The sequence below is a fragment of the Dakarella massiliensis genome (genome assembly GCF_001182045.1).
GTDB lineage: Bacteria > Pseudomonadota > Gammaproteobacteria > Burkholderiales > Burkholderiaceae_F > Mesosutterella > Mesosutterella massiliensis.
This window is the reverse complement of record NZ_CVTY01000007.1, coordinates 906236-932189: the sequence shown is the minus strand read 5'-3', so window position 1 is coordinate 932189 and position 25954 is coordinate 906236. Positions and strand designations below refer to the sequence as shown.

Sequence of the window (25954 nt, the reverse complement as noted above, 5' to 3'; positions counted from 1 at the left end):
TCAGAGTTTAAGTTCACCGTGAAAGTCATTAAAATCTAGGGGCTGAAAAAACCGCTGCATGCTTTTTAAGCATGTATCGCCGGTGCAGCTTTCCTCCTGCATCTTAAATCCAATTCATTATCTTCTTAAAAACACATCCGGAAAAAATGTCGAATTCTTCCGTTTCGCCGCAGAAGCTCGCAAACGCCATCCGTGCACTTGCCATGGATTCCATTCAGAAAGCCAAGTCGGGTCACCCCGGCATGCCCCTCGGCATGGCAGATATTGCTGTCGCCCTGTGGACCCGCCATCTCCGCCACAACCCGAAGGACCCGAAGTGGCTCGGCCGCGATCGCTTCATTCTGTCGAACGGACACGGCTCAATGCTGCAGTACGCGCTGCTGCACCTCACGGGCTACGATCTTTCGATGGATGATCTGAAGTCCTTCCGTCAGCTGCACTCCCGCACGCCGGGGCACCCTGAAGTGGGCGTGACCCCGGGGGTCGAGACGAGCACCGGGCCGCTCGGCCAGGGTATCGCGAACGGCATCGGCATGGCGCTCGCCGAGAAGATGCTCGCCGCTGAATTCAACCGCCCCGGTTTCCCCGTGATCGATAACCGCACGTATGTGTTCCTCGGTGACGGCTGCCTTATGGAAGGTGTGAGCCACGAAGCGTGCTCCCTCGCCGGTGTCTGGCAGCTTGGCAAGCTGGTCGCTTTCTATGACGACAACGGTATTTCGATCGACGGCAACGTGAAGGGCTGGTTCGGTGACGATACGAGAAAGCGTTTCGAAGCCTACGGCTGGAACGTGATCGGCCCGATCGACGGCCACAATATCGACGCTGTGGACCAGGCGATCAATGAAGCCGAGTCCCAGAGCGAAAAACCGACCCTCATTATCTGCAAGACGACGATCGGCAAGGGCTCCCCGAAGTTCCAGGGCACCTCCAAGGTGCACGGCGCTCCGCTCGGCGACGAGGAAATCGCCGCGGCGAAGAAGGCGCTTGGCTGGGAGTACGGCCCGTTTGAGATTCCGCAGGACGTGTATGACGCGTTCGACGCCCGCGCGACGGGTGAGAAGCTTGAAGCCGATTACCAGAAGATGTTTGACGGCTACGCTGCCGCGTACCCGGAACTCGCCTCCGAACTGAAGCGCCGCATTGCGGGTGACCTCCCCGCGAACTACGCGGAAACGGTCGCTCAGGCTGTGGAAGCTGCCGAGAAGGCTGCTGAATCGGTTGCGACCCGCAAGGCGAGCCAGAAGGCTCTGAGCGCGATCTGCCCGAAGCTCCCCGAGACGCTCGGCGGTTCGGCTGACCTTACGAGCTCCAACCTCACGAACTGGGAAGGCGTCACCGCTTTCGGCACCGATAACCTCGCCGGCCGCCACATTTCCTACGGTGTCCGTGAATTCGGCATGTCCGCGATTATGAACGGCATCGCGCTCTACGGCGGCTTCATCCCGTTCGGCGCCACGTTCCTCACGTTCTCTGACTACGCGAAGAACGCCATCCGTATGGCCGCACTGATGCAGATCCGTTCGATCTTCGTTTACACGCACGACTCGATCGGTGTCGGCGAAGACGGCCCGACGCATCAGCCGATTGAGCAGACCGCGAGCCTGCGTCTGATTCCGGGGCTGGATGTCTGGCGTCCGTGCGACACGGTGGAAGCCGCTGTCGCCTGGGGCTGCGCCTTCGGTAAGAAGAACGGCCCGAGCGCACTCATCTTCTCGCGCCAGAGCGTGCCGTTCCTGCATCAGGCGGGCGCCAAGGCTGACCTGATCCGAAAAGGCGGGTATATTCTCACCGACGCTGAAAGCCCGAAGGCTGTGATCGTCGCGACCGGCACGGAAGTGTCGCTCGGCAGCGCGATCCAGGAGAAGCTCGCTGAGGAAGGTATCGCGGTGCGTCTCGTCTCCATGCCCTGCACGGAGCGGTTCGACGCCCAGGACGCCGCTTACCGCGAGAGCGTTCTCCCGGCTGGTCTCCCCGTTCTCACGATCGAGGCAGGCAGCACGGGACTCTGGTACAAGTACACCCGCGGCAACGGCGCGTCGCTTGGCATCGATCAGTTCGGCGCCTCGGCTCCGGCTTCGAAGCTCTGGCCGCTCTTCGGTCTGACGGTTGAAAACGGCGTTGCCCGCGTCAAGGACCTCCTTCACTGAGAAAACGATTTTTAAAGGACCCCACAGATGACTATTCGTCTTGCCATTAATGGTTTTGGCCGCATCGGCCGCTGCGTTCTCCGTGCCCTCTACGAAGAAAAGCGCTGGGATGATGTGCAGGTTGTTGCGATCAACACTCTCGGTGACCTCGAAACCAACGCGCACCTCCTGCGCTACGACACGACCCACGGCCGTTTCGCTTCCAAGGTTGAGATCCTCGACGGTCAGGACTTCGCGGTCGACGGCGACAAGATCAAGATGTTCTCCACCCGCGATCCGCACGAGATCGACTGGGCTTCCTGCGACGTGGACGTGGTGCTCGAATGCACGGGCGCTTTCCGTACGCGTGAAAAGGCGGCCTATCACCTTGAGAGCGGCGCGAAGAAGGTGCTGATCTCGGCTCCTGGCACGGACTGCGACGCGACCGTTGTGTACGGCGTGAATGATGATGTGCTCACTTCCGACATGAAGATCGTGTCGAACGGTTCCTGCACGACGAACTGCCTCGCCCCGATCGCGAAGGCTCTTAATAGCTCGCTCGGCATTGAACGCGGCCTGATGACCACGATTCACTCCTTCACGAATGACCAGGTGCTGGTTGACGTGTTCCATAAGGACATGCGCCGTGCCCGTTCCGCCGTTTCCTCCATCATCCCGACGAAGACCGGCGCTGCCAAGGCGATCGGCCTCGTGCTGCCGGAACTCGCCGGCCGTCTCGACGGCGTGTCGATGCGCGTCCCGACGATGAACGTGTCGTTCGTTGACCTCTGCTTCACCGCCGGCCGTGAAACGACCGTGGAAGAAGTGAACGAGATCATGAAGGCTGCCGCTCAGGATCCGGCGTATCACGGCGTTCTCGCTTACACCGAAGAGAAGCTCGTGTCTCACGACTACAACCACACGCACGAATCCTCCACGTTCGACGCCACGTTCACCAAGGTGATCGAAGGTAAGTCGAACTTCGTGAAGGTCGGCTCCTGGTACGACAACGAGTGGGGCTTCTCCTGCCGTATGATCGACACGGCCCGCGCGATGGCGCTCGCCAAGTAATCCGCCGGCAGAAAATTTTCTGAAGGCAATATGGAGGCTTCCGGATTTTTCGGCAGCCTCCGTTTTTTTCGGGTAAAGAAAGATGGATCTGGGTTTCAAGGCGGACCGCGTGCGCTTCATTCTGGCGGATCCGAGTATTCCGGCGAATATCGGCGCGGCGGCCCGCGCGATCAAGACGATGGGGTTCCGTAAGCTCTGGGTATCGAATCCCCGGGTGAAGGACTATCGGCATGATCCGGACGCGGTGAGGCTCTCGACTCAGGCGGAGGATGTGCTGGAAGAGAGCCGCGAGACCGCGTCGCTCGCTGAGGCTCTGGAAGGTGTCCGCTACGCCTGGGCGCTCTCAGGCTATAACCACGAGTTCGGCCCCAAGATCTATCCGCTCCGGACTGCGGCGGCGTCATCGGCCGCGCTGCTCGCGGAGACCGCGGGGGATTCCGCCTCAGGTGACATCGCGTTTGTTTTTGGCACCGAACGCGATGGCCTATCCAATAAAGAGGTGCTGCTCTGCCACGCGATCGCGGCGATCCCGGCTGACTCCGAAATGCCGAGCCTTAACCTCGCGCAGGCGGTTCAGGTCTGCGCGTATGAAGTGCGGGAAGCGCTGAGAGAGGCGGAAGGAAAGGCGTCTGACCTTCTTCCCTGGGAACTGCGGTTCAAGGCGGGGGAACCTGCTTCCGCGTCGGATGTCGCGGGGTTCATCGCGCATCTTGAAAAGGCGCTGATCCATGTCGGGATGACCAGAGCGGGGGACCATCGGAAGATCATGAACCGGCTTCAGACAATCTTCAGCCGCGCGGCTCTGACGGAGGACGATGTGGTGCTCCTTCGCGCGGTGTGCGCCGCGGTCATCAAGCCCCGCACGCAGTGGCTGGAGTCTGTAAAGGAAGCAGGGGCATCAGAGGCGCCGGATGCCGGGCGATGGCATGCCGGAAAAGACCGATAACTTTTTTCTTGAAAAAGCCATTCTTCACTTTAGAATATGTGCGCCGGCTGAGGCGGGATGAAGACCTCAGCCGTTAAAACAACCATTTGTACGGAGTGATACATGCGGGTTAAGACACTGCAGGAACTGGCTGACGCCGGAAAGCTTTCGGGAAAACGGGTGCTGATCAGAAGCGACCTGAACGCCCCTCACGATGAATCGGGCCGCATCACGGACGAGACCCGCCTCACGGCGTCCGTTCCTGCGATCCAGATGGCGCTGAAGGCCAGCGCCGCGGTGATGGTGGTGAGCCACCTCGGCCGCCCGAAGGAAGGCGTTCCGACTGAAGCTGAGAGCCTGATCCACGTGGCTGACCGGCTCTCCGAGCTCCTTGGCACCGAAATGCCGCTCGTGCGCGACTGGGTGGACGGTGTCACGGTTGAACCCGGTCACGTTGTGATACTCGAAAACTGCCGCTTCAATGTCGGCGAAAAGAAGAACAACGAAGACCTCGCCCGCAAGTATGCGGCGCTCTGCGATGTCTATGTGAATGATGCGTTTGGCACGTCTCACCGCGCTGAGGCGACGACGGAAGGCGTGGCGCATTTCGCGAAGTGCGCCTGCGCGGGCCCGCTGCTGGCCCGTGAAATCGAAGCGCTGACTGCTGCTGTCGAGGAAGCCCGTCATCCGCTGATGGCGATCGTCGCGGGCTCCAAGGTCTCCACGAAGCTCACGATTCTGAATCACCTCGCATCGACCGTTGACCGTCTTGTCGTGGGCGGCGGTATCGCGAATACGTTCCTTCTCGCGAAGGGCTTCCCGATCGGCAAGTCGCTCGCTGAACCCGATCTCGTTCCGGAGTGCCTCCGCGTTCTGAAGACGCTTGAAGAAAAGCACGCCACGATGCCGCTTCCGGTGGATGTCGTCGTCTCGAAGACGTTCTCCGCCGAAGGTCCGGTCCGTGTCTGCAGCGTGAGCGATGTGGCAGACGACGAGATGATTCTCGATATCGGCCCGAAGTCCCGTGAGGAACTCGACCGCGAAGTGCGCGCCGCGAAGACGATCGTCTGGAACGGTCCGGTCGGTGTCTTTGAAATGGAACCGTTCGCGGGCGGCACGAAGGCGCTCGCTGATTCCATCGCCGCGGCGACCGACGACGGCGCGTTCTCGATCGCCGGCGGCGGCGACACTGTGTCCGCTGTGAAGCAGTTCGGCATCGCGGACCGCGTGTCCTATATTTCGACCGGCGGCGGCGCGTTCCTCGAGTTTCTCGAAGGCAAGACGCTTCCCGCTGTGGCGGCTCTTGAGGCCCGCGCGGACGACTGAGTCTGACCGCTTCAGATAAGCGGCATGAAAAAAGGAGCTGAATTTTTTCAGCTCCTTTTTCGCTTTTCCGGATGAAGAGAAGGGGAGGGAGGCTTCCGGTCTCAGTCCTTCGGCAGCGTGACCGGGGTTCCCTTGCGGGCGTCCCTCATATGCAGCATCCTGAGGACCCAGGCGATGATGATGGGGCCTGAGAAGGCACCCGCCACACCGATCAGAAGGATCACGGTGAGGTTATTTCTCACGATCGGGATGTTGCCGAAAAGGTATCCGGCGCCGATCAGGCCGACCGCCCAGGCGACGGCGCCTGTCATCGAATAGAACTCAAACCGGAGTGACTTCATGCTCGCGGCGCCCGCGATGATCGGAACGAACGCGCGGATGATCGGCACAAAGCGGCCGAGGAACACAGTCTTTCCGCCATGCTTGTCATAGAAGACCTTCGCACGCATGAGCTTATCCTGCTTCAGGAAGAGGAAGTTCTTCGTATAAATTTTCTGGCCGAACCAGCGGCCGAATGAATAGGCCTGAGTGTTCCCGACGATGGCACCGATGATCACGGCGAGCATCAGTCCGAAGGGGCTCGTTGTACCGGCGGCAGCCACCGTGCCGGCTACGAATAGCAGTGAGTCTCCCGGAAGGAAGGAAAAGACGAAGACGCCCGTTTCCAGATAGAAGATGAGGAACATCACCACATAGATCATCGTTCCGTAATTCGAGGCCAGATTGACCAGGAATGCATCCATGTTGGTGAATAGCTGAAGTATGACGCTCAAGTCCATAGAGGAATTTGCTTTTTAGCCGCTGGCAGATAGTAGTACCGGAAATTCCCTATCATAACAACTGAGGCGGGTTCCATCATTGGACCTAATGTAGGGATATCGGCTAATTTCATGATCCGCGGAGTGTGAATGGAAGAAATTGAGAAGGAAGAGAAGCCGGCAGCGAGGCGTTCGATCGCCGAGCTCCCGGACCAGCTGATCAGCCAGATTGCGGCAGGCGAGGTGGTTGAGCGCCCCGCATCGGTCGTGAAAGAGCTTGTCGAGAACGCGCTTGACGCCGGCGCGACCCGGATTGAGGTCCGGATCGAGGGCGGCGGTCTCAGACGCATATCCGTGACGGATAACGGCTGCGGCATTCCGAAGGAAGAGCTGCCGCTCGCGCTGAAGCGTCACGCGACGAGCAAGATCCGGAATCTGATTGAGCTTGAAAGTGTCCGAAGCCTCGGGTTCCGGGGTGAGGCACTCGCTTCCATCGCGTCGGTCGCGGCTCTCACCCTGACCAGCCGTACGGCGGAAGAAGATCACGCCTGGTCGATCAGCGAGGAAGGCGTGATGCCGGCGGCCGGCAGCCAGGGGACTCAGATCGAAGTGGTGGATCTTTTCTTCAAGACCCCGGCAAGACGGAAATTCCTGAAGTCCGAAGCGACGGAAACCGCGCACTGTCTCCGGCAGTTTGAGCACGCGGCGCTTTCCCACCCCGATGTTGATATGCGCTTCATGGCGAACGGCCGCGTGATTCACGCGCTCCCCGCCCAGGCGCCGCGGGAACGCGCGAACATGATTCTCCCGAAGGAATTCGCGGATGCGTCGCGCGAAGTCTATGCGTCGGCCCCCGGTCTCACCGTAACCGGCTGGGTTGGGACGCCAACCGCGGCGCGTCAGAAGAGTGACGCGCAGTTCTTCTTCGTGAACGGCCGCTGCGTGAAGGATAAGACGCTGCTGCACGCCGTGAAGCAGGGTTACAGTGACGTGCTTTATAACGGCGCGCAGCCTTCCTTCTGCCTTTTCCTTGACGTTGACCCCATGCAGGTCGACGTGAATGTGCATCCGACAAAGAGTGAAGTCCGTTTCCGCGAGGGACAGCGGGTGCATCAGTTTGTATTCCATGCGGTGGAGGCGGCGCTCGCCCCCGCAATTTCAAGCGGCTCCGCGCCTTCCGGGCTTTCGGGCGGCGCGGCATCCGGCGTGAAGGCCGAGGTGTCGGGCGGTGTGAGCCCTGTTCCGGCCGCCCAGAAGCCGCTTTTCAGCCATTCGTCCGCACCGCAGATCCGGGATAACGTCTTTGAAAGCCGCCCGAGACCGGGGTACGGTCAGCAGAGCCGCAGTGAAACGCTGAGCTGGGACCGGAAGAAACCGCCGCTCCCCGGATCCGCCTATCTGAAGCTTTTTGATACGGGGTCAGAGCCTGCTCATACGGAGTCTCAGCCGCCGGTTTCGGCTCCTGAAACGGCGTCAGGCAGCGCCCCTGAACCCGCATCACCGACGGCAGCCGTTCCCGCGGCGGCACCTCTCACCGTCAGCACGCCCGCCGGCCATACGGGAGGCGTTGAGGTGCCTGAGGGCGTCCCGATTCCGACAGACGAGAACCCGTTTCCGCTCGGGCGCGCGCTCGCTCAGGTCGGCGGCATTTATGTGCTCGCCGAAAACCGCGAGGGCCTTGTGATCGTTGATATGCACGCGGCCCACGAGCGGATCTGCTACGAAAAACTGAAGCGTCAGATGGATGCCTCCCGCATCCCGACGCAGCAGCTTCTGATTCCTCTTGTTTTCTCCGTGAATCCGCTTGAGATGGCGGCGTTCGAGGAGCATGAGGCGGAGCTTCAGAGCCTCGGGCTCGATGTCGGCGCAGCGTCTCCCGAGCACCTTACGCTCCGCACCGTTCCGGCCGTGATCGTCGCGGATATTGAGCACGAGGGACCGCGGCTTATCCGCGACATTCTGGATGACTTCCGGGAGTTTGGCGGGACGCAGGTGCTTGAGAAGCATCGGAACGAAATTCTTTCCACCATGGCGTGCCACGGCGCTGTCCGCGCCCACCGCATTCTGAACCTTGATGAAATGAACGCGCTGCTCCGTGAAATGGAGAAGACAGACCGCGCGGATGAGTGCAATCATGGGCGTCCGACGTGGATTCAGATGTCGCTTGACGATCTTGACCAGCTTTTCCTGAGGGGGCGCTGATGGCCTTTGACGCCTTGATGATTCTCGGGCCGACCGCAAGCGGCAAAACGGCGCTGTCACTCTCCATCGCATCCGAGCTTCCGGCCGAAGTGATTTCGGTGGATTCAGCGCTCGTTTACCGCGGAATGGATATCGGGACCGCCAAGCCGACCGAAGCGGAGCGGGCCGGTGTGCCGCACCACCTGATTGATATCCGCGATATCGGTGAACCGTATAACGTCGCGGACTTTACGGAGGACTGCCTGAGGCTCATTCCGGAAATCCGGTCCCGCGGCGCGCTTCCGATTCTCGCGGGTGGTACAATGCTTTACGCGAACGCGCTGCTGCACGGACTCGCCGAGCTTCCGGCGACGGATCCCGCCGTGAGGGAAGCGGTGACAGTGGAAGGAGAGGAAAAGGGGTGGCCCGCCATGCGGGAGGAGCTCGCCAAAGTGGATCCCGAGACCGCGGCGCGTCTGAAACCGAATGACCGGCAGCGGATCAGCCGCGCGATTGAGGTTTACCGGATGACCGGGCGTCCGATGTCCGCGATCATCGCGGAGCAGCCGCATTCAGCTCCGCCCTTTCGGATTGCCGCGATAGCGCTTCTTCCTGAAGACCGCGCGGCGCTCCACGCGAAGATTGCCGAGCGGTTTGACGCGATGCTCGAAGCCGGGTTCCTCGACGAAATGAGGCGTCTCACCGGGCTTCCGGGGTTTGACCGGGAGTCTCCCGCGATGCGTTCTGTCGGATACCGTCAGGCGCTCGAGTACCTGGCAGGCGAAACCAACTACGCGGTGTTCCGCGATAAGGCGATTGCCGCGACGCGGCAGCTCGCGAAGCGCCAGATCACATGGCTTCGCTCCATGAAGGATGAGATCCGGGCGTTTGATCCCTATACCGAGGCGGGGCTCCGGGACGCGAAAGCCTACGCGCTGTCGCTTGACTGGGATCTGCAGAGGCCTGCCTCCCAGGCATGAAAAAAGGCCGGAACCGAGGAATAAGTTCCGACCTTTTCTGCGAGGCGGCCTGAGGGCGAACAGCAGGCCGTCTTTACTTCGTCAGATCACGACGCAGCCAGGATCAGCTGCGTTTGCGCGATTGACCACTTCGCCTAGACGATAAACCTTTTCGCCTTCAGATTCAAAGGCAGAGACAGCGGCGTCAGCGGCTTCAGCCGGAACAATCACGACGAGACCGATACCGTTATTGAAGACGCGGAGCATTTCGTCTTCGGCCACATTGCCTTCCTTCTGCAGCCAGTCGAAAATCGCCGGACGCTTCCAGGAGTCACGGTGGATCACGACCTGCGTGCCTTCAGGCAGAACGCGCGGCACGTTTTCCACGAGACCGCCGCCCGTGATGTGGGCCATCGCATGGATCGGCACCTTCTTCATCACGTTTGCGACCTGCTTGCAGTAAATGCGGGTCGGCTCCATCAGACGGTCAGCGAGCGTCGCGCCGTCAAACGGCATATCCCAGGAGGCGCCACTCACCTCAACGATCTTGCGGATGAGGGAGAAACCGTTGCTGTGGGGACCGGAGGAGGCAAGGCCGAGGACCACGTCACCAGGCTTCACCTTGGAGCCGTCAATAATCTGGCTCTTCTCAACCACGCCGACCGCAAAGCCCGCGAGGTCATACTCGCCTTCCGGATACATGCCCGGCATTTCAGCGGTTTCGCCGCCGATCAGCGCGCAGCCAGCAAGTTCGCAGCCGTGAGCGACACCCTTCACGACACGCTCCGCGATGCTGACATCCAGCTTGCCGCAGGAGAAGTAGTCGAGGAAGAAGACGTTCTTCGCACCCTGCACCAGAACGTCATTCACGCTCATCGCCACCAGATCTTGACCGACCGTATCGTGACGGTTCAGCTTGAAGGCGAGCATCAGCTTCGTGCCGACGCCGTCAGTGCCGGACACGAGGACGGGTTCCTTGTATTCCTTGCTGATTTCGAAAAGTGCGCCGAAGCCGCCGATGGAACCGAGAACGCCCGGGATCAGAGTACGCTTGGCAAAAGGCTTGATGCGCTCAACCAGTTCGTCTCCGTTATCAATGGAAACGCCGGCTGCATCATAGGAGAGTTGAGTCATGAGTAGAAATGTCTCAAAGAAACATGAGAAAAGGTGGGCGCGCTAAACTTCCGTTTATCGCATTACCCTCATTCTAAGAGATTTTATTCGATGCATCCTCAGACGGAAGGGTAGTTTTTGCCCTGCGTCCCCCGGATATTCATTCATGGAACAAGAGCAGCTCACTCTGAACTTGCAGATTAGACCTGCGCCGAGCCTCGATAATTTCGCTGTCGGAGACAACGCGGAACTGATGTCCGTGCTGCGTACGATGGCGGAAACCGGCTCCGGTCCTCAGTTTCTGTATCTGTGGGGCGAGACGGGTGTCGGCTGCACGCATCTTCTCCATGCCATGGATCCTCTGGCCGGCGTCGAGCGGGTTCCCGCTTTTTCCGAGAGCCGCCTGATTTATACCGTGGATGATGTTGAGGAGCTGGGAGAGGAGTCTCAGCAGAAACTCTTTGAACTGATGAACGACGTGCGCAGTCATTCTGACGGCGGCCCGTTCGGGCAGTACCGTCTGATTACGGCAGGAGATCTTCCGCCGCTTCAGATGAAGGGAAGGCCGGACGTGATTTCACGTCTTTCCTGGGGACTCGTGTTTCAGGTGCATCCGCTTACCGATGAGCAGAAGGATGCGGCGCTCAGAAAGCTTGCTGAAGAGAGCCGGATTGATCTGCCCGATGACGCGCGTCAGTGGATGCTGGAACATCTTCCCCGCGATATGGGAACGCTTTCCGAAGCGCTCTTCGAAGTGGAGCGCTTCGCGCTCGGAGCTTCAAAAAAGATCACCCGTACTCTGCTGCGTCAGTGTTTTCCTCCAAGGAACGCCGCTGTGCGCGAGGAGTCCGCTCCTAAAATGGTGACCGACTGACTTCAGGGGGATCGGTTGCGGCTAGAAGCCCTCCCGGGTGACCGCCAGAAGATAGATGCTTAATAAAAATTATTCAAAATGGCTGTTTTGCAGAAATTTGTACGTAAAGTAAAAAGTCTCCTTGGCGGTTCCGCCGGCGGAGTTATTCAGAAGACTCCCCGGATCATTCCCGCCTCGGTGCATGGAATCCGGCCGGAGCTCGTCGCCTGGCAGGCGATCCGGACCTGTGAAGCGCTTCAGCGCCGCGGCTTCAAGGCTTATGTGGTGGGCGGCGCTGTGCGCGACATGCTGCTTGGCGTCAAGCCGAAGGATTTTGACGTTGCGACGGACGCGACGCCGGAAGAAGTGAAGGCCTGCCAGAAGCGTGCCATCATCATCGGCCGCCGTTTCCGTCTGGTGCACGTGATTTTCGGGCGTGAAGTGATTGAGTGCGCCACGTTCCGTTCGCTGGACACCGAAGGTGTGAGAAAGGACGCCGCGGGGCGCGTGATTTCCGATAACATCTTCGGCGAAATGTGGGAAGACGCGGCGCGCCGCGACTTCACGATCAACGCCCTCTATTACGATCCGTCGACACAGGAAGTGCTCGACTATCACAACGGTTACGAGGATCTGAAGGATAAGTGCCTGCGGATCATCGGAGACCCTGAGGCGCGTTACCGCGAGGATCCGGTTCGCATGATGCGCGCGGTCCGCATCGCGGCGAAGCTCGGTTTCCGGATTGATGAGTCGACCCGGAAACCAATTCCGAAGATGGCCTATCTTCTGAAAAACGTGCCGGACGCGCGTCTCTTTGACGAAATCATCAAGCTCCTCACGAGCGGTCACGCCGTGGCCTGCATTGAGGCATTCCGGAAGGAAGGGCTGCATCACGGGCTTCTTCCGGTGCTCGACATGATGAATACAGAGTCCGCGGGCGAAAAATTCATGATGCTCGCGCTTGAGCGTACGGATGAACGCATCAACGCGGGGAAGAAAACCTCTCCCGCGTTCCTCTTCGCCACGCTCCTCTGGCCTCAGACGCTGCGCCGCTGGGAGTCCTTTGAGAAGAAGGGCAAGAGCCGCGCCCAGGCGCTCTACGAGGCGTGCGACGTTGTGCTGAAGACGCAGTGCGAAAAGCTCGTGATTCAGCGCCGCTACATGGCTGATATCCAGATGATCTGGATGCTGCAGTACCGGTTTGAGCGCCGCTACGGCAAGATGCCGTTCGCGCAGGTGAATCATCCGAAGTACCGCGCGGCCTATGACTTCATGCTGCTCCGGAGCCAGAACGGCGAAGTGCCGGTTGAGGTCGTCGAGTGGTGGAAGAACTTCTATGAGGCGGATGAAGCGGGCCGCCACGAGATGATTGAGCAGGCGGAGAAGGAAGCGCGCGGCGCGGGCTCTAAGAAGCGCAGCCGCCGCCCGAGGAAGGATCCGACGTCGGGCGATCTCGCCCTGAATCCGGTTCCGGGTCAGGGCCCGAAGCCGCGCGACGAAGAGGACGAAGAAGAGTCTCCCAGCGGCCGGGGCCGCCCGTCCGGCAGCGCCCGAGGCGCCGATCGGATTCTTTGTCCCCGCGCCCTCAGACCGCAAGCTGACACCGCAGAAGCGTCCTCCCCGCCGCACGCAGCGTGATCCTGATATCCAGGAGGGCTGATCCATGGCGCACGAAACAGAGGCCGTGATCGGCCTGGGCGCGAATCTCGGAAATCCCGAAGAGGCGCTCGGAGAGGCGCTGAGGCGGCTCTCCGAGGTGCCCGGGGTCCGCGTCGTGCGGGTAAGCAGCCTCTACCGTACAGCTCCGATCGACGCGACAGGGCCTGACTACACCAATGCCGCGGCGGTGCTTGCCGTGACGATCCCGGCGAAAGAGCTGCTCCACGCGATGCAGAAAATTGAGCTTGATCTCGGACGCGTCCGCCCCGCGGGGGTTCATAACGCTCCCCGGACGATCGATCTCGATATCGAGCTTTTCGGTGACAGCCCGATTGATGAGCCGCCGGAACTCGTTGTGCCGCACCCGAGAATGCATGAGCGGCGCTTTGTCCTTGAGCCGCTTCATGAAATACGGCCTGACGCTGTTATTCCGGGGCTTGGACCTGCGGTCAGATTCCTGACGCTTGTGCAGGATCAAAGGCTTGATAAAATAAGCGACTTTCATTGGAACGGGGACTGACCCCGTCCCCGGATGCCGGCGCCTGACGCGCCGGCTTTCGGCATTCAAAGGAGAAAAGAGATGAGGCTCGAAGACCTGTTCTTTGCCGGACTTTTGGTCCTTCTCGTTCTTATTGCGGCAGGGTTCGTGAAGCTCTGCCAGAAATACCGGGAGCATTAATCATGTATGGCGATCCGAGCTGGGTGTACTGGATGGCAGGCATTGCGGCGGGACTGGCTCTCGTCTACCTGATCGTCGTGCTTTTCAACGCGGAACTTCTGGATTAACCGGAGAGAAGAATGAATACCACGTCCGCGGTTTTGCTTTTCGTCGGGCTCTTTGCCGTGATTTTCACGCTGAGCGTGTCGATCGGGATCTACATGAGCGCGGTTTTCGACGGGACGCTCTCGCAGAAATTTCCCTGGATGTACCGGGTGGAATCCATTTTTCTCTGGCCGCTCGGGAAATCCGGCCGTGAGCCGATGGACTGGAAGGAGTATTGCGTCTCGCTCATCGCGCTGACTGTGGTGGGGACCGTGATCGGGTACCTGATTTTCCGGTTTCAGGGCTATCTCCCTTATAACCCGCTGAATTTCAAGGGACTGTCCCCTGACCTCGCCTTCAATACGGCGGTCTCTTTCTCCACGAGCACCACGTGGCAGGGCTACGACTGTGAGAATGTGATGAGTCTCTTCTCGCAGGCGTTCGGTCTCTGCACGCTCACCTTCCTCAGCTCCGCGACTGGTGTCGTGGCGGCTTTTGCTTTCGCCCGCGGCCTGATTCAGAGCCGCGATCCGTCGCTCGGAAACGCCTGGGAAGACATGGTGCGTTGCATCCTGTGGCTTTTCCTGCCGCTTGCGGTGATCTGCTCGATCATTGCCGTGTGGCAGGGCTGCACGCAGACGATGGACGCGATGACTGTCGTGAAGACAATCGAAGGCCCGATTCAGAAGATTGCCGTGGGTCCTGTGGCGAGCCAGGAGGCGATCCGGGTGCTCGCGGTTACTGGGGGCGGCTTTTTCAGCGCGAATTCAGCTCATCCTTTCGCCGCGCCGACCGCCGTGGTCTGCATGATCCAGATCATCCTGATGCTGCTCATGGCGGCGAGCCTTGTCTTCGCCTACGGCCGGATGACAGGGAACGTGAAATCCGGTTTCTCGATTCTCTTTGGCATGATGGTGCTCTTTATCGGTGCCTTCATGCTGATCGCCTGGTCGGAAAGCATGGCGAATCCTCTCGTGACAGAACTCGGTGTGTCACGCGGGCTCGGAAATATGGAGGGTAAGGAAGTCCGCTTTGGCACACTTCTCACGTCGCTCTTCGCGACGGGATCGTCCGCAAGCGCTGCCGGATCCTCTGCCGGGTCGTTTGACTCGATGATGCCGATCGGAGGCGGTGTCGCGCTCTGGCTGATCCAGGTGGGTGACGTGATTTTCGGCGGCTCCCGCTCCGGTCTCTACACAATGCTCGGTCTCGCGATCGTCGCGGTCTTCATTCTCGGTATGCTGGTCGGCAAAACGCCCCGGTATCTGGGGAAGCGGATCGATGCCTATGACATGAAGATGGTCTGCGTCTCGCTTCTGATGCCTTCCATCTGCACGCTGATCGGCACGGCCATTGCCTGCCTCACGCCTCAGGGCGTTGACGCGGTATCCGCGCCGGGCCCGCATGGCTTTACGCAGATCCTTTTCGCCTTCTCCTCGGTTTCGAACTTCAATGGCTCGTCCTTCGGGGGGCTTGCGGCGAACGATTTCTTCTATAACACCGCGCTCGCGATCTGCATGTGGATCTGCCGAATGATCACGCTGACCGCGCTTCTCGCGATCGCGGGCAATATGGCGTCCAAGCCCCGTCAGCTGAACTCCGTTCAGGCAATTCAGACGGATGGCCCGGTCTTCTCCTTCATGTTCATCATGGTGGCCGTGCTGCTCTCCATGATTACCTTCTTCCCCGCGCAGTCGCTCGGTCCGATTGTTGAATCGATCCAGCTCTTCTGGGGCTATCACTCGTAAGGGAGAGAAACGAAATGGATCGGGAAACCCAGCCGCTTACGCGTCACCTCTTCACGCCGCGCCACATCCTTCACGCGATGTGGCTTGCGCTCTATCGCCTGAACCCCGTGGCGCTCATGATGAACCCGGTGATGTTCATCGTGTGGATGGGTGCTGTGATTGTCACGGTGCTCACGGTTTACGAACTTATCTTTCCGCACTCTTATCCGAGACACGCGCACGACATCTTTTTCTCGATGTCCCTCATGATCTGGCTCTGGATCACGCTCTGGTTCGCGAACTTCTCGGAAGCGCTCGCGGAGGAGCGGGGGCGCGCCCAGGCGATCGCGCTCCGCGGCACAAGGCGTGAGATTCTCGCGAAGCGAATTAAGTCCGTGGACGACGTGACGTCGCCCGAGCTCGTGCTCGCTGAGAACCTGAAGAAGGGTGACCTCATTCTGATTGAGCCGGGAGACGTGATCGCGGCGGACGCCGAAGTGATTGACGGTGTCGCCTCCGTTGACGAATCCGCGGTGACCGGTGAATCCGCACCGGTGATCCGGGAGCCGGGCGGCCCGAACTCCGCGATCGTCGGCGGTACGCGCGTGCTTTCTGACCGGCTGATTGCCCGGATCAATGTGGAGCCGGGGGACTCGTTCCTCGACAAGATGATTACGATGGTGGACGGCGCGCGGCGCCGCCGGACCCCGAACGAAGTGGCCCTCACGATCATGCTGATCGCTATGACCGTGATTCTCCTTCTCTCCTGCGCGACACTCGTGCCGTTTTCGCTCTACGCCTCTGAAATGGCGTCCCGCGGGGCGCCGGTCCGCGTGATCACGGTGGTCGCGTTCCTCGTGTGCGTGGTGCCGACCACGATCGCAGGTCTCCTCTCCACGATTGGCGTTGCCGGCATGAGCCGCATGCTGAAAGCGAATGTGATCGCGATGTCGGGGCGCGCTATTGAGGCGGCGGGTGACGTTGACGTGCTGCTGCTCGATAAGACCGGCACGATTACGGTCGGGAACCGCGAGGCTATCGCTTTCGTGCCGCTTCAGGGTGTCACGGTGGCCGAGCTCGCCGCGGCCGCGGCAGCCGCTTCGATCGCGGACGAGACGCCTGAAGGCTATTCGATCACGCGGCTCGCGAAAGAACGCTACAACGTTCAGATTGATATCAATTCCTTCAAGGGCGCGAAGTTTGTCGCCTTCAGCGCCCAGACCCGTATGTCGGGGTTAGACCTTGGAGACCGCAGCATCCGTAAGGGTGCTTTGTCCGCGATCAGCGCCTGGCTCCGGCAGAAAGGCATGTCGCTCCCGAAAGAAGCTGAACAGAAGGCAATCAGCATGGGCCGCCGCGGTGCGACCCCGCTTATCGTCGCTGAAAACGGCCGTGTCCTCGGTATCGTGGAACTGAAGGATGTGATCAAGACCGGGATCCGGCAGCGGTTCAATCAGCTGCGGAGCATGGGTATCCGGACCGTGATGCTGACAGGCGACAACCGCTATACAGCGGCCGCCATGGCAGCCGAGGCGGGGCTTGATGACTACGTGGGTGAAGCAACCCCGGAGGATAAGCTTCGTATCATCCGCCGCTATCAGGCTGAGGGGAAACTCGTCGCCATGACAGGGGACGGGACGAACGACGCCCCGGCGCTCGCGAAGGCGGACGTCGCGGTTGCGATGGGGAACGGCACTCAGGCCGCGAAGGAAGCGGGGAACATGATTGACCTCGACTCAAGCCCCACGAAGCTTCTTGACATTATCGATATCGGCAAGCAGATGCTCCTCACGCGCGGCGCTCTCACCACGTTCTCCGTGAGCAACGATATCGCGAAGTACTTTTCCATTATTCCGGCCGCCTTTGCGACGACCTATCCTGAGCTTTCCGTGCTGAACGTGATGCATCTTTCGTCACCGGAAAGCGCGGTGCTTTCAACCGTGATCTTCAACGCGCTCATCATTCTGCTGCTGATCCCGGTCGCGATCCGCGGCGTGCACTACAAGGCCTCTTCGCCGCTCAAGCTTCTGCGGCGGAACGTGATTGTGTATGGCTTCGGCGGTCTGATTGTGCCGTTCGTGCTGATCAAGGCGATCGATATGGCGCTTGCCTATCTCGGGATCTTCTAGGAGCAAAGGCCATGGTTCTGAAAGCCGCGAAAAACGCGATCATCCTCTTTCTCCTGCTTGGCATTGTCTGCGGCGTCGGTTACCCCGCGCTGGTGACTGTGATCGCTCAGAAAGCCTTCCCGGATCAGGCGAACGGGTCTCTTGTCTATAAGGACGGGAAACCGGTCGGAAGCCGCCTGATCGGACAGGAATGGACTGAGCCGAAGTACTTCTGGGGGCGCCCGAGCGCGATCCCGGGCGGCGCGAATAACGCCATGACGTCGACGAGCTCGAATGACGGTCCGACGAGCCCCTGGCTCATCAATAAAGTGCGCGACCGGGTGGCGGCTCAGCGTAAGGCAAATCCGGACGCTAAGGGACCGGTGCCGCAGGATCTCGCGACGACCTCCGCCTCAGGGCTTGATCCGGATATCACGCCGGAAGACGCGCTCTGGCAGGTGGAGCGTGTGGCAAAAGCGAGAAAAATGAAGAAGCAGGATCTCGAGAAGCTCATTCACGATATGACTGAGGAACCGTTCCTCGGTTTTCTCGGGGAGGAGCGCATCAATGTTCTCGCGCTCAATATGGAGCTTGACCGGAGAGCCGCGGAACAGAAGCAGCAGAAGAGCGTGAGCAGCAAAGGCGGAAAGCGCCGCTAGACCAAGTAAAGACTGACAGAGAGGAGGCATGCACATGAGAGACGATACCGAAGAGAGACCCGATCCGGACGCGCTTCTGGCCTCCATACAGCAGTCAGAGGATGAGAGCGGCCGGGGAAAGCTGAAGATCTTCTTCGGCGCCTGCGCCGGGGTAGGCAAGACCTACACGATGCTCACCGAGGCGAAGGCCCAGCGGAAGGCCGGGGTCGACGTTGTGGTGGGGCTCGCGGAAACCCACGGCCGCGAGGAGACGAGTGAGCTGCTTGACGGCTTTGAGATTCTTCCGAAGCGCACCGTTCAGGGCCGCAGCAACCTTCACGAATTTGATATTGAGGCGGCGCTGAAGCGCCACCCCCAGCTCCTTGTGGTGGATGAGCTTGCGCACTCCAACCTCCCTGGAAGCCGCCACGCAAAGCGCTGGCAGGATGTGGAGGAGCTGCTCGAAGCCGGGATCGATGTTTACACCGCGCTTAACGTCCAGCATCTCGAGAGCCTGAATGACGTGGTGGCCGGCATCACCGGGATCACGGTCCGCGAAACCGTGCCGGACCGGATTTTTGATGAGGCCTGGGAGGTGAGACTCGTCGATATTCCGGCAGACGAACTCCTGAAGCGGCTGGACGAAGGGAAGATCTACCTCCCGAATATCGCGGCGCGCGCCGCGCATAACTTCTTCCGGAAGGGAAACATCATCGCGCTCCGTGAACTTGCGCTCCGCCGCACGGCGGACCGCGTGGACGCGCAGATGCGGGCGTACCGCCAGGAGAGTGCCATCGCGACCGTGTGGGAAGCGCAGGACCGGCTTCTCGTCGCGATCGGTACGAGCACCGACAGCGCGCGTCTCGTGCGTGAGACGGCCCGCCTCGCGAACCGCATGAAAGCTGAGTGGATCGCGGTCCACGTGGAGGATCCTTCGAGACCTGACAGTGAAGAGAAGAAGCGGGTGTTCGATGTGCTGAATCTCGCCGGTCAGCTCGGAGCTGAAACGACGGTGCTGTCAGGGAGCGATCCGGTTGCCGTGATAGCGGAATACGCGCGGCGCCGCAATGTGACGAAGATCGTGCTCGGCGCGAAACCCCGGTCCAGGTTCGCGATCTTCCGCGCAGGAGTCGCCGATAAGCTCCTCACCCGATATCCGGATCTCGATGTGGTGCAGATCGCGCTTGAGGATTCAAAGACCCGTGAGCGATCGAAGTGGCTGAACGGCGAAGGGAACGCGCCGGCGATCAATTACCTCTGGGCGACGCTCGCCTGCGCGGCAACGCTTGTCGCCACCGCGTTCCTGCTTTCCATCTTTGAACCCGCGAACGTCATCATTCTGATTCTCCTGATGGCGGTTGCGGTGGGTGCCGTGTGGGGCTGCGGACCGGCCGCCTGGGCGGTGTTCCTTGCGGCACTCGCGTTTGACTTCTTCTACGTGCCGCCGATTCTGAAGTTCACGACGAATAACACGCAGTACATCTTCACGTTCTTCCTTGTCCTCATCACGGCGGTCTATGTCGGCCTGATGTCGGGGAAGCTGCGCCGCGAAGCGGATCTCGCCTGCGTGCGCGACTTCCGGAGTTCTGCGGTGGCGGAGCTTGCGAAGGAGCTCACGAAGTCGATCACGGTGGAGCAGGTGGCGGAAGTGGTGCAGCGTCATCTCTCGCCGCTCCTTCAGGCGGATATCTCGCTTGGGTTCCCGGATCACGATGACCGGCTCAGCTTCAAAGCGAAAAAGCTCCCCGATATTGAAGTGGCGCAGTGGTCTTACGACCACTCGCAGGAAGCAGGTCTTGGGACGATGACGCTCTCAGCCGCGAAGGAACGGATGATTCCGCTTCTCACGCGGCAGCGGTGCTGGGGCGTGATGGCGCTCAGCCCGACCGGAGCCCTGACGCTTGAGAATCCCGACACGAAGCGGCTGCTTGACGCCTGTGCTGTACAGGTCGCACAGACCATTGAGCGAATTGAGTACTCAAATATCGCGAAGGACGCCATGATCCGGGGTGAAGCCGAGCGGATGCGCGCGACGCTGCTCGGCGCTGTGTCCCGCGATATCAGTTTCCCGGTGAATTCGATTCTGAAGACCACGGAGAAACTTCTCCCTGAGTTGCTCGGAAGCCCGTACTCAGCCGCGGTGTCCTCGATTCAGGGGCAGGCCGCGCTGCTTCGCCGCCTTACCGGGAACCTGAAGGAAATGGCGCGGCTGCAGGCCGGTAACGCGGAACTCGACCTCACGGGGGCAGATATCTCGCAGCTCATTACGGAAGCCGCAGGACAGTTTTGGAGCATCGATTCCGGGAAGACCATTCAGACGGATGTCGCGTCTGACCTGCCGAAGGTCCGGATCGACCGGTCGCTCGTCATGCGGGCGCTTGAGAACCTGATCGATAACGCGGAAAAGTATTCCCCGAAGGGAACGCCGGTTGAGATTTCGGCTCAGGGGAAGAATCACGGGGTCGAGATCGTGGTGCGGGATCACGGGAAGGGCATCCCGCAGGGGATCAAAGCCTTTACGGCCGAGGTGGCGGCAGGAGAAGCCTCTTCCGCGCCGCCTGCGGAAAGCGGAGAGCGGAAGGCGGGGCTTGGACTCGCTCTGGTGCGCGTGATCGCTGAGGCGCATCACGGGAAGGTGTCCGCCGCGAATATGCCGGATGGAGGCGCGGCCGTGAAACTCTGGCTCCCGGAGCTGGGGCCTGTGAAAGCGGCCTGAGGAAGCCAAAAATAAGGGCGATCCCGACGGATCGCCCTTTTTCTTACCGCTGGGGCCAGCGGTGCCCCGGTATCAGAGGTCAGTCTTTGCGCCCGCAGACCGCCGTGGCAATGTTCGTGAAGACTTCAAAGCCCGGCTTCAGGTTCACCGTGTCCTGGATATCGAAGTCCGGACGGTGGTGCCCCTTGTTCTCGCAGCCGAAGAGGAAGAAGCCCGGGTTTCCGCCGTGCTCCGCGACCCGGCGCATGAAGAGCGTGCAGTCTTCGGACCCGCCGCAGTGGTGGATATCCTCTACGGTGACGCCGGGAACCGCTTCAGCCGCTTTTCGCATCGTTTCCATAGCCTTCGGCGTTGTGACGAGTGTGGTGGCCTGACCAGTCTTGATGAGGTCGTACTTCACGCCGAGCATGTCGGCCGCCCCCTTCACGACTTCCTGCGCGCGGGAGAACATGAATTCGTTTGCTTCATGCGTGGAACCGCGGACCTCGCACTCCATGTGGGCGTGAGCCGGCGTGATGTTGCGTCCTTCACCGGCGTCAAGCCGGCCGACGGACACCCGGGTGTCACCTTCTGACGTGCGGGAAATGGCGTTCAGCATGATCGCGGCGTTAGCGGCGGCGAGAAGCGCGCTGCGGCCGGCCTCAGGCTTCGCACCGGCGTGGGACTGAATGCCGGTGAAATTCACATCGAACTTCGTGGTCGCGAGGTAGCCGTCCGCGCAGAGCTGGATATGTCCGGTTTTCGCGGTGACGCCGACGTGTGCGCCGAAGAACCAGTCAACATCATCAACGACACCAGCCGCCACCATGGCGCCCGCGCCGCGAGTCCCTTCTTCGGAAGGCTGGAAGATCAGCTTGATGCGGCCGCAGAGCCGGTCCTTGTTATCCGCGAGCCAGTGCGCGACGCCGAGGCCGACCGCGGTGTGGGAGTCGTGGCCGCAGGCGTGCATCTTGCCCTTGAACGTGGAGGCGAAGCCTTCACGCGCGGGCAGATGGTCAGACGCGGGATCCGTGATCTCCTGAATCGGGAGCGCGTCCATATCGTGACGGAAGGCAAGCGTCGGACCGGGGCGGCCGGTGTCGAGAATTCCGACGCAGCCCGTGTACCCATTCATCCGCTTGAGAAGCTCCTCCGGCACTCCGGCCTCGCGGGCACGGGCGATGGCTTCTTCGACCGCTTTCGGATCACGTCCGAGGACCGCTTCGGGATTCACTACTTCACGGCCGAGATGGATTTCAAAGCCGAGTTCAGTGAGTTTCTTCGCTACGATCGCGGTGGTCTCAAACTCCGTCCAACCGAGCTCCGGGCGCTTATGAATACGGCGCCGGGTTTCGATCATTTCGGGTACGTAACGGTCAAATGCATCTGCCATCTTGATGTCTCCTTCCAATAAAAGGTCCGGTGAAACCGCCGGAATAGCGCGGATCTGATGCCCGCATATAACACTTTATTGTGACGTTTGCTGTTTAAAATAACGGGTAAAACCGAAGTCATATACATCTTTCGCGGTGAAAATCCGGATGTGATCCGTATACTCCGGGCAAAAAAAGAGAAGGGGAGATGGGAAACGGCGTACCGCTTTACGAAGCAGCAAAACGGAAGATCCTGAAGCGTCTGGAGACGCGGGAGTGGCTCCCCGGGGCGAAGCTGCCGCCGGAAGGCGAGCTCTCGCGCGAACTCGGAGTCAGTGTCGGAACGCTCCGTCACGCGGTGGGGGAACTCTGTGAAGAGGGGATCCTCTGGCGCCGTCAGGGATCCGGCACCTATGTCCGGTCCTATCGGGACGGGGGCGCAGGCTTCTGGAACCGCTTTCAGCCCTTCCAGACGCGGGACGGCATGCCGATGATCATGGTGGACCGGAAGGTCCTCTTCCTCGAAACCATTCCCGCGGGAGACGAGTTCTCTGTCCGCCTTCGCCTGAAGAAGGACGATCCTGTGATCCACGTGCTCCGTCACCAGATCGATAAAAACGGGGAATTTCAGGGAATCGATGAGCTCTTTCTCCGGGGTGACTATTTCAAGGGGCTCACCTTCGAGCGGTTTGATAAGCATCTCGAACCCGATGAGTCGCTCTACAGCTTCTACGAGCGGGAGTTCGGTGTTGAGATTGTGGAGACCTCAAACTTCATCGCCTGGGATATCGGGACCGAAGACCTCGCAAAGCGGCTTCTCGCGCCGAAACTCGCCAACATGCCGCTGATTTTCTATAAGCGTGTCTCGAAGACCTATGGGCATATTCCGGTCGAGTGCCGCATTATCCGGGGAAAAGCGTCTGACGTGCAGCTCTCGTTTGATATCACGAGATAAGCGTCTGAGGAGTACGGGAAGCCTGACCGCGGAACGCGATCGAGCTGAAGAGGAAGGGGAAAATCAGATGGTGCCCGGGGAGGGACTCGAACCCTCACGATGTTTAGTCGGCGGATTTTGAGTCCGCTGCGTCTACCATTCCGCCACCCGGGCAATGTGACAATGCATGATGCAAAGACGTCATATTATGCCAAAAAAGGTTTCTCTTTGGTCCAAACCGCAAAAAAAAGGGGGCGGCCGTCTGTCCACGCCGCCCCTAAAAGAGATACCTGAAAACCAGCAGAGAGGAGAAGCTCTGCCGATCCAACTGCTTAACCAGTCCCGACCCCGTGGAACTGATGAGCCAAATACTATCACAAATTGAAAATAATTCTCATTTAACATTTGAGAAGATTTGACATCTGTCAAATTTACGTTTCTCTTGGGTTTCTCTCTGCCGAAATCTGCCCACTGCGTATAATTCCACGTTTCCTTTCTTTATCTGGCCAGTCAAGCCATGACAGAACAATATCTATCTGATTTTGATTTCGATCTTCCCGAAGAACTTATTGCCCAGTTTCCGCTGGAACAGCGCGACAACTGCCGGCTGCTGCATGTAGTGCCTGAGGGCGGATACGAAGATCTCCTTTTCCACGACATCAAGAAGCTCCTCCGTCCGGGCGATCTCCTCGTCATGAACAACACGTTCGTGATCAAGGCTCGCCTCCGCGGTCACAAGGCCACGGGCGGCGCAGTTGAGGCTCTGATTGAGCGCGTGACCGGAGAGAAGAGCGCGATCGCGATGATGCGCGCGAGCAAGTCCCCGAAGGCGGGGACGGAAGTGATTTTCGAGAACCACGAGGGTGAGAAGCTCCCGGTGAAGGTGGGTGAGCGCGAGGGCGAGTTCTTTGAGCTCGAGTTCCCGGATGCTGTGCTGCCGCTTCTTGATAAGTTCGGCAGCACGCCGCTGCCTCCTTATATTGAGCGCGACGCGAACGCGAAGGACGAGTCGACCTATCAGACGGTTTACGCGAAGATCCCGGGCGCGGTGGCCGCGCCGACCGCGGGTCTGCACTTTACGCGCGAGCTCCTCGATGAACTGAAGGCAGAGGGGATCGACGAAGCGTATGTGACGCTGCACGTCGGCGCCGGCACCTTCCAGCCGGTCCGTGAGGAGAAGCTTTCCGAGCACAAGATGCACTCCGAGTGGTACTCGGTGTCGCCTGAAGTGGCGGCGAAGGTGAATGAGACGAAGGCGAAGGGCGGCCGCATTGTGGCGGTCGGCACCACGTCGCTCCGCACGCTTGAAGCCGCGGCGGTGGCTCCGGGCCGGATTCAGTCCGGTGCCCGCGATACGACGCTCTTTGTGACCCCGGGCTACAAGTTCAATACGATTGACGCTCTGATCACGAACTTCCATCTCCCGAAGTCGACTCTCGTGATGCTTGTTTCCGCCATCGCGGGCCGCGAGCGGATCCTTGACGCGTACCGTCACGCGATTGAAAACAAATATCGGTTTTTCTCTTACGGGGACGCGATGTTCCTCGAGAATGCCCCCCAGGCCAAATAACGGAGGACACGCCCGTGGCGCTATCTTTTAAAGTTCTGAAAACGTCGGGCAAAGCCCGCCGCGGTGAACTGCACCTGAATCACGGCGTCGTGCAGACGCCGATCTTCATGCCGGTCGGCACCTGCGGCACCGTGAAGTCGATGACGCCGGAGGAGCTGAAGGACAACGGCGCCCAGATCATTCTGGGCAACACCTTCCACCTCTGGCTCCGTCCGGGGCTTGAAGTGGTTGGGCTCCATAAGGGGCTGCATGACTTCATGCACTGGGATCGTCCGATCCTGACCGATTCGGGCGGATTCCAGGTCTTCTCACTTCGCGGTATCCGGAAGATCACCGAGGAGGGCGTGAAGTTTGCCTCCCCGATTGACGGCCGTCGTCTTTTCCTGTCGCCTGAAGAGTCGATGCGGATCCAGACTGTGCTGAATTCCGACATCGTGATGCAGCTTGACGAATGTACGCCGTACGAAATCGACGGCAAGCCCGCGACTGAGAAGCAGGCGGCGGATTCGATGCGCATGTCGCTTCGCTGGGCGAAGCGCTGCAAGGACGAATTCAACCGCCTCGGGAACCCGAACGCGCTTTTCGGCATCGTTCAGGGCGGCATGTATAAGCACCTGCGCGAAGAGTCGCTTCACGGACTCGTCGATATCGGTTTTGACGGCTACGCGGTAGGCGGCCTCTCGGTCGGAGAACCGAAGGCTGAGATGAACCGGATCGAAGAGGAGATCGTGAGCCAGCTCCCGGACGACAAGCCCCGCTACCTGATGGGTGTCGGTACGCCTGAGGATCTGGTTGAAGGCGTCTCCCAGGGTATCGACATGTTCGACTGCGTGATGCCGACCCGGAATGCGAGAAACGGCTGGCTCTTCACCCGCTACGGCGACGTGAAGATCAAGAATGCGAAGTACATCAAGGACCTCGCGCCGCTCGATGAAAGCTGCGACTGCTACACCTGCCGCAACTACGATCGGTCGTACCTCCACCACCTGCACAAGGTGGGTGAGATTCTCGGCGCCCGTCTGAATACGATCCACAACATTCACTTCTACCTCACGCTGATGGCTGAGATGCGCGACGCGCTCGAGAAGGGAACGTTTGAGGAGTGGAAAGAGCAGTTCTACCGCGACCGCGCCCGCGGCGTAGGCTGACGCTCTGCACTCTGAAGGGCCTCC

At 60.1% G+C, this 25954-nt stretch carries 19 protein-coding genes and 1 tRNA gene; 16 read left to right on the top strand and 4 right to left on the bottom strand.

Going from position 1 to position 25954, the window contains the following annotated elements; translation table 11 throughout:
* Positions 1-146 precede the first annotated feature (146 nt).
* From tkt to BN1936_RS10605, 4 genes are all read left to right on the top strand, one after another.
* Positions 147-2150 carry a transketolase gene (gene tkt, locus BN1936_RS10620; protein ID WP_049687370.1) on the top strand — a complete coding sequence of 668 codons (2004 nt, stop codon included), beginning with the start codon at positions 147-149 and terminating at the stop codon, positions 2148-2150.
* 27 nt (positions 2151-2177) lie between these two features.
* Positions 2178-3200 (top strand): type I glyceraldehyde-3-phosphate dehydrogenase, encoded by a 1023-nt coding sequence (gene gap, locus BN1936_RS10615; protein ID WP_022444047.1) that lies wholly within the window; start codon positions 2178-2180, stop codon positions 3198-3200.
* Positions 3201-3282: 82 nt separating this feature from the next.
* Positions 3283-4146 (top strand): RNA methyltransferase, encoded by an 864-nt coding sequence (locus BN1936_RS10610; RefSeq protein ID WP_022444046.1) that lies wholly within the window; start codon positions 3283-3285, stop codon positions 4144-4146.
* Between the two features lie 102 nt (positions 4147-4248).
* The gene (locus BN1936_RS10605) at positions 4249-5451 is read left to right on the top strand and encodes a phosphoglycerate kinase (protein ID WP_022444045.1); all 1203 of its coding nucleotides are present in this window, start codon (positions 4249-4251) and stop codon (positions 5449-5451) included.
* A 101-nt stretch (positions 5452-5552) separates the two neighbouring features.
* Here BN1936_RS10605 and BN1936_RS10600 read toward each other — a convergent pair whose 3' ends face one another.
* Positions 5553-6194, bottom strand: coding sequence for a DedA family protein (locus tag BN1936_RS10600; RefSeq protein WP_232422101.1), 642 nt, complete (start codon positions 6192-6194; stop codon positions 5553-5555).
* A gap of 165 nt (positions 6195-6359) precedes the next feature.
* On the opposite strand from BN1936_RS10600, the gene mutL reads away from it, so the two are divergent.
* Both mutL and miaA read left to right on the top strand, forming a co-directional pair.
* Positions 6360-8411 (top strand): DNA mismatch repair endonuclease MutL, encoded by a 2052-nt coding sequence (gene mutL, locus BN1936_RS10595; RefSeq protein ID WP_049687369.1) that lies wholly within the window; start codon positions 6360-6362, stop codon positions 8409-8411.
* Positions 8411-9370, top strand: a complete 960-nt coding sequence (miaA, locus tag BN1936_RS10590) for a tRNA (adenosine(37)-N6)-dimethylallyltransferase MiaA (RefSeq protein ID WP_022443447.1) — start codon at positions 8411-8413, stop codon at positions 9368-9370. The genes mutL and miaA overlap by 1 nt, the downstream gene beginning before the upstream one ends.
* Before the next feature lie 81 nt (positions 9371-9451).
* On the opposite strand, the gene purM is transcribed toward miaA, so the two are convergent.
* Entirely contained in the window at positions 9452-10483 is a 1032-nt protein-coding gene (gene purM / locus BN1936_RS10585) for a phosphoribosylformylglycinamidine cyclo-ligase (protein ID WP_022443446.1), read from the bottom strand.
* A gap of 145 nt (positions 10484-10628) precedes the next feature.
* Between purM and BN1936_RS10580 the strand changes: the two genes are divergently transcribed.
* From BN1936_RS10580 to BN1936_RS10550, 7 genes are all read left to right on the top strand, one after another.
* Positions 10629-11336: an HdaA/DnaA family protein gene (locus BN1936_RS10580; RefSeq protein WP_022443445.1), complete on the top strand. Its 708-nt coding sequence runs from the start codon at positions 10629-10631 to the stop codon at positions 11334-11336.
* A 78-nt stretch (positions 11337-11414) separates the two neighbouring features.
* Positions 11415-12953 carry a polynucleotide adenylyltransferase PcnB gene (gene pcnB, locus BN1936_RS10575; RefSeq protein ID WP_082164579.1) on the top strand — a complete coding sequence of 513 codons (1539 nt, stop codon included), beginning with the start codon at positions 11415-11417 and terminating at the stop codon, positions 12951-12953.
* A 25-nt stretch (positions 12954-12978) separates the two neighbouring features.
* Positions 12979-13494: a 2-amino-4-hydroxy-6-hydroxymethyldihydropteridine diphosphokinase gene (folK, locus tag BN1936_RS10570; RefSeq protein ID WP_022443443.1), complete on the top strand. Its 516-nt coding sequence runs from the start codon at positions 12979-12981 to the stop codon at positions 13492-13494.
* A 278-nt stretch (positions 13495-13772) separates the two neighbouring features.
* Positions 13773-15485, top strand: coding sequence for a potassium-transporting ATPase subunit KdpA (kdpA, locus tag BN1936_RS10565; protein WP_049687368.1), 1713 nt, complete (start codon positions 13773-13775; stop codon positions 15483-15485).
* Between the two features lie 14 nt (positions 15486-15499).
* Positions 15500-17593: a potassium-transporting ATPase subunit KdpB gene (gene kdpB / locus BN1936_RS10560; RefSeq protein WP_049687367.1), complete on the top strand. Its 2094-nt coding sequence runs from the start codon at positions 15500-15502 to the stop codon at positions 17591-17593.
* 11 nt (positions 17594-17604) lie between these two features.
* A complete protein-coding gene (gene kdpC / locus BN1936_RS10555) occupies positions 17605-18231 on the top strand; it encodes a potassium-transporting ATPase subunit KdpC (RefSeq protein WP_022443437.1) in 627 nt (208 codons plus the stop codon).
* A gap of 34 nt (positions 18232-18265) precedes the next feature.
* Positions 18266-20926, top strand: a complete 2661-nt coding sequence (locus BN1936_RS10550) for a sensor histidine kinase (RefSeq protein ID WP_082164602.1) — start codon at positions 18266-18268, stop codon at positions 20924-20926.
* Between the two features lie 79 nt (positions 20927-21005).
* On the opposite strand, the gene BN1936_RS10545 is transcribed toward BN1936_RS10550, so the two are convergent.
* Positions 21006-22298, bottom strand: coding sequence for an amidohydrolase (locus tag BN1936_RS10545; RefSeq protein ID WP_022443435.1), 1293 nt, complete (start codon positions 22296-22298; stop codon positions 21006-21008).
* A gap of 188 nt (positions 22299-22486) precedes the next feature.
* Between BN1936_RS10545 and BN1936_RS10540 the strand changes: the two genes are divergently transcribed.
* A complete protein-coding gene (locus BN1936_RS10540) occupies positions 22487-23233 on the top strand; it encodes a GntR family transcriptional regulator (RefSeq protein ID WP_022443434.1) in 747 nt (248 codons plus the stop codon).
* 68 nt (positions 23234-23301) lie between these two features.
* Here the strand turns inward: BN1936_RS10540 and BN1936_RS10535 are convergent.
* A tRNA-Leu gene (locus BN1936_RS10535) sits at positions 23302-23386 on the bottom strand.
* 343 nt (positions 23387-23729) lie between these two features.
* Here BN1936_RS10535 and queA point away from each other — a divergent pair.
* Entirely contained in the window at positions 23730-24782 is a 1053-nt protein-coding gene (gene queA / locus BN1936_RS10530; RefSeq protein WP_049687365.1) for a tRNA preQ1(34) S-adenosylmethionine ribosyltransferase-isomerase QueA, read from the top strand.
* Between the two features lie 14 nt (positions 24783-24796).
* Entirely contained in the window at positions 24797-25930 is a 1134-nt protein-coding gene (gene tgt / locus BN1936_RS10525) for a tRNA guanosine(34) transglycosylase Tgt (protein ID WP_022443479.1), read from the top strand.
* Positions 25931-25954: the final 24 nt, after the last annotated feature.

Excerpts from the sequence above, each read along its gene's own strand:
- BN1936_RS10540 (WP_022443434.1), top strand. The coding sequence starts at position 22,487 with ATGGGAAACGGCGTACCGCTTTACGAAGCAGCAAAACGGAAGATCCTG.
- kdpC (WP_022443437.1), top strand. The coding sequence starts at position 17,605 with ATGGTTCTGAAAGCCGCGAAAAACGCGATCATCCTCTTTCTCCTGCTT.
- folK (WP_022443443.1), top strand. The coding sequence starts at position 12,979 with ATGGCGCACGAAACAGAGGCCGTGATCGGCCTGGGCGCGAATCTCGGA.
- BN1936_RS10605 (WP_022444045.1), top strand. The coding sequence starts at position 4,249 with ATGCGGGTTAAGACACTGCAGGAACTGGCTGACGCCGGAAAGCTTTCG.
- BN1936_RS10610 (WP_022444046.1), top strand. The coding sequence starts at position 3,283 with ATGGATCTGGGTTTCAAGGCGGACCGCGTGCGCTTCATTCTGGCGGAT.
- kdpA (WP_049687368.1), top strand. The coding sequence starts at position 13,773 with ATGAATACCACGTCCGCGGTTTTGCTTTTCGTCGGGCTCTTTGCCGTG.
- tkt (WP_049687370.1), top strand. The coding sequence starts at position 147 with ATGTCGAATTCTTCCGTTTCGCCGCAGAAGCTCGCAAACGCCATCCGT.
- pcnB (WP_082164579.1), top strand. The coding sequence starts at position 11,415 with ATGGCTGTTTTGCAGAAATTTGTACGTAAAGTAAAAAGTCTCCTTGGC.
- queA (WP_049687365.1), top strand. The coding sequence starts at position 23,730 with ATGACAGAACAATATCTATCTGATTTTGATTTCGATCTTCCCGAAGAA.
- BN1936_RS10545 (WP_022443435.1), bottom strand. The coding sequence starts at position 22,298 with ATGGCAGATGCATTTGACCGTTACGTACCCGAAATGATCGAAACCCGG.
- gap (WP_022444047.1), top strand. The coding sequence starts at position 2,178 with ATGACTATTCGTCTTGCCATTAATGGTTTTGGCCGCATCGGCCGCTGC.
- purM (WP_022443446.1), bottom strand. The coding sequence starts at position 10,483 with ATGACTCAACTCTCCTATGATGCAGCCGGCGTTTCCATTGATAACGGA.
- miaA (WP_022443447.1), top strand. The coding sequence starts at position 8,411 with ATGGCCTTTGACGCCTTGATGATTCTCGGGCCGACCGCAAGCGGCAAA.
- mutL (WP_049687369.1), top strand. The coding sequence starts at position 6,360 with ATGGAAGAAATTGAGAAGGAAGAGAAGCCGGCAGCGAGGCGTTCGATC.
- BN1936_RS10600 (WP_232422101.1), bottom strand. The coding sequence starts at position 6,194 with ATGGATGCATTCCTGGTCAATCTGGCCTCGAATTACGGAACGATGATC.
- BN1936_RS10580 (WP_022443445.1), top strand. The coding sequence starts at position 10,629 with ATGGAACAAGAGCAGCTCACTCTGAACTTGCAGATTAGACCTGCGCCG.
- BN1936_RS10550 (WP_082164602.1), top strand. The coding sequence starts at position 18,266 with ATGAGAGACGATACCGAAGAGAGACCCGATCCGGACGCGCTTCTGGCC.
- kdpB (WP_049687367.1), top strand. The coding sequence starts at position 15,500 with ATGGATCGGGAAACCCAGCCGCTTACGCGTCACCTCTTCACGCCGCGC.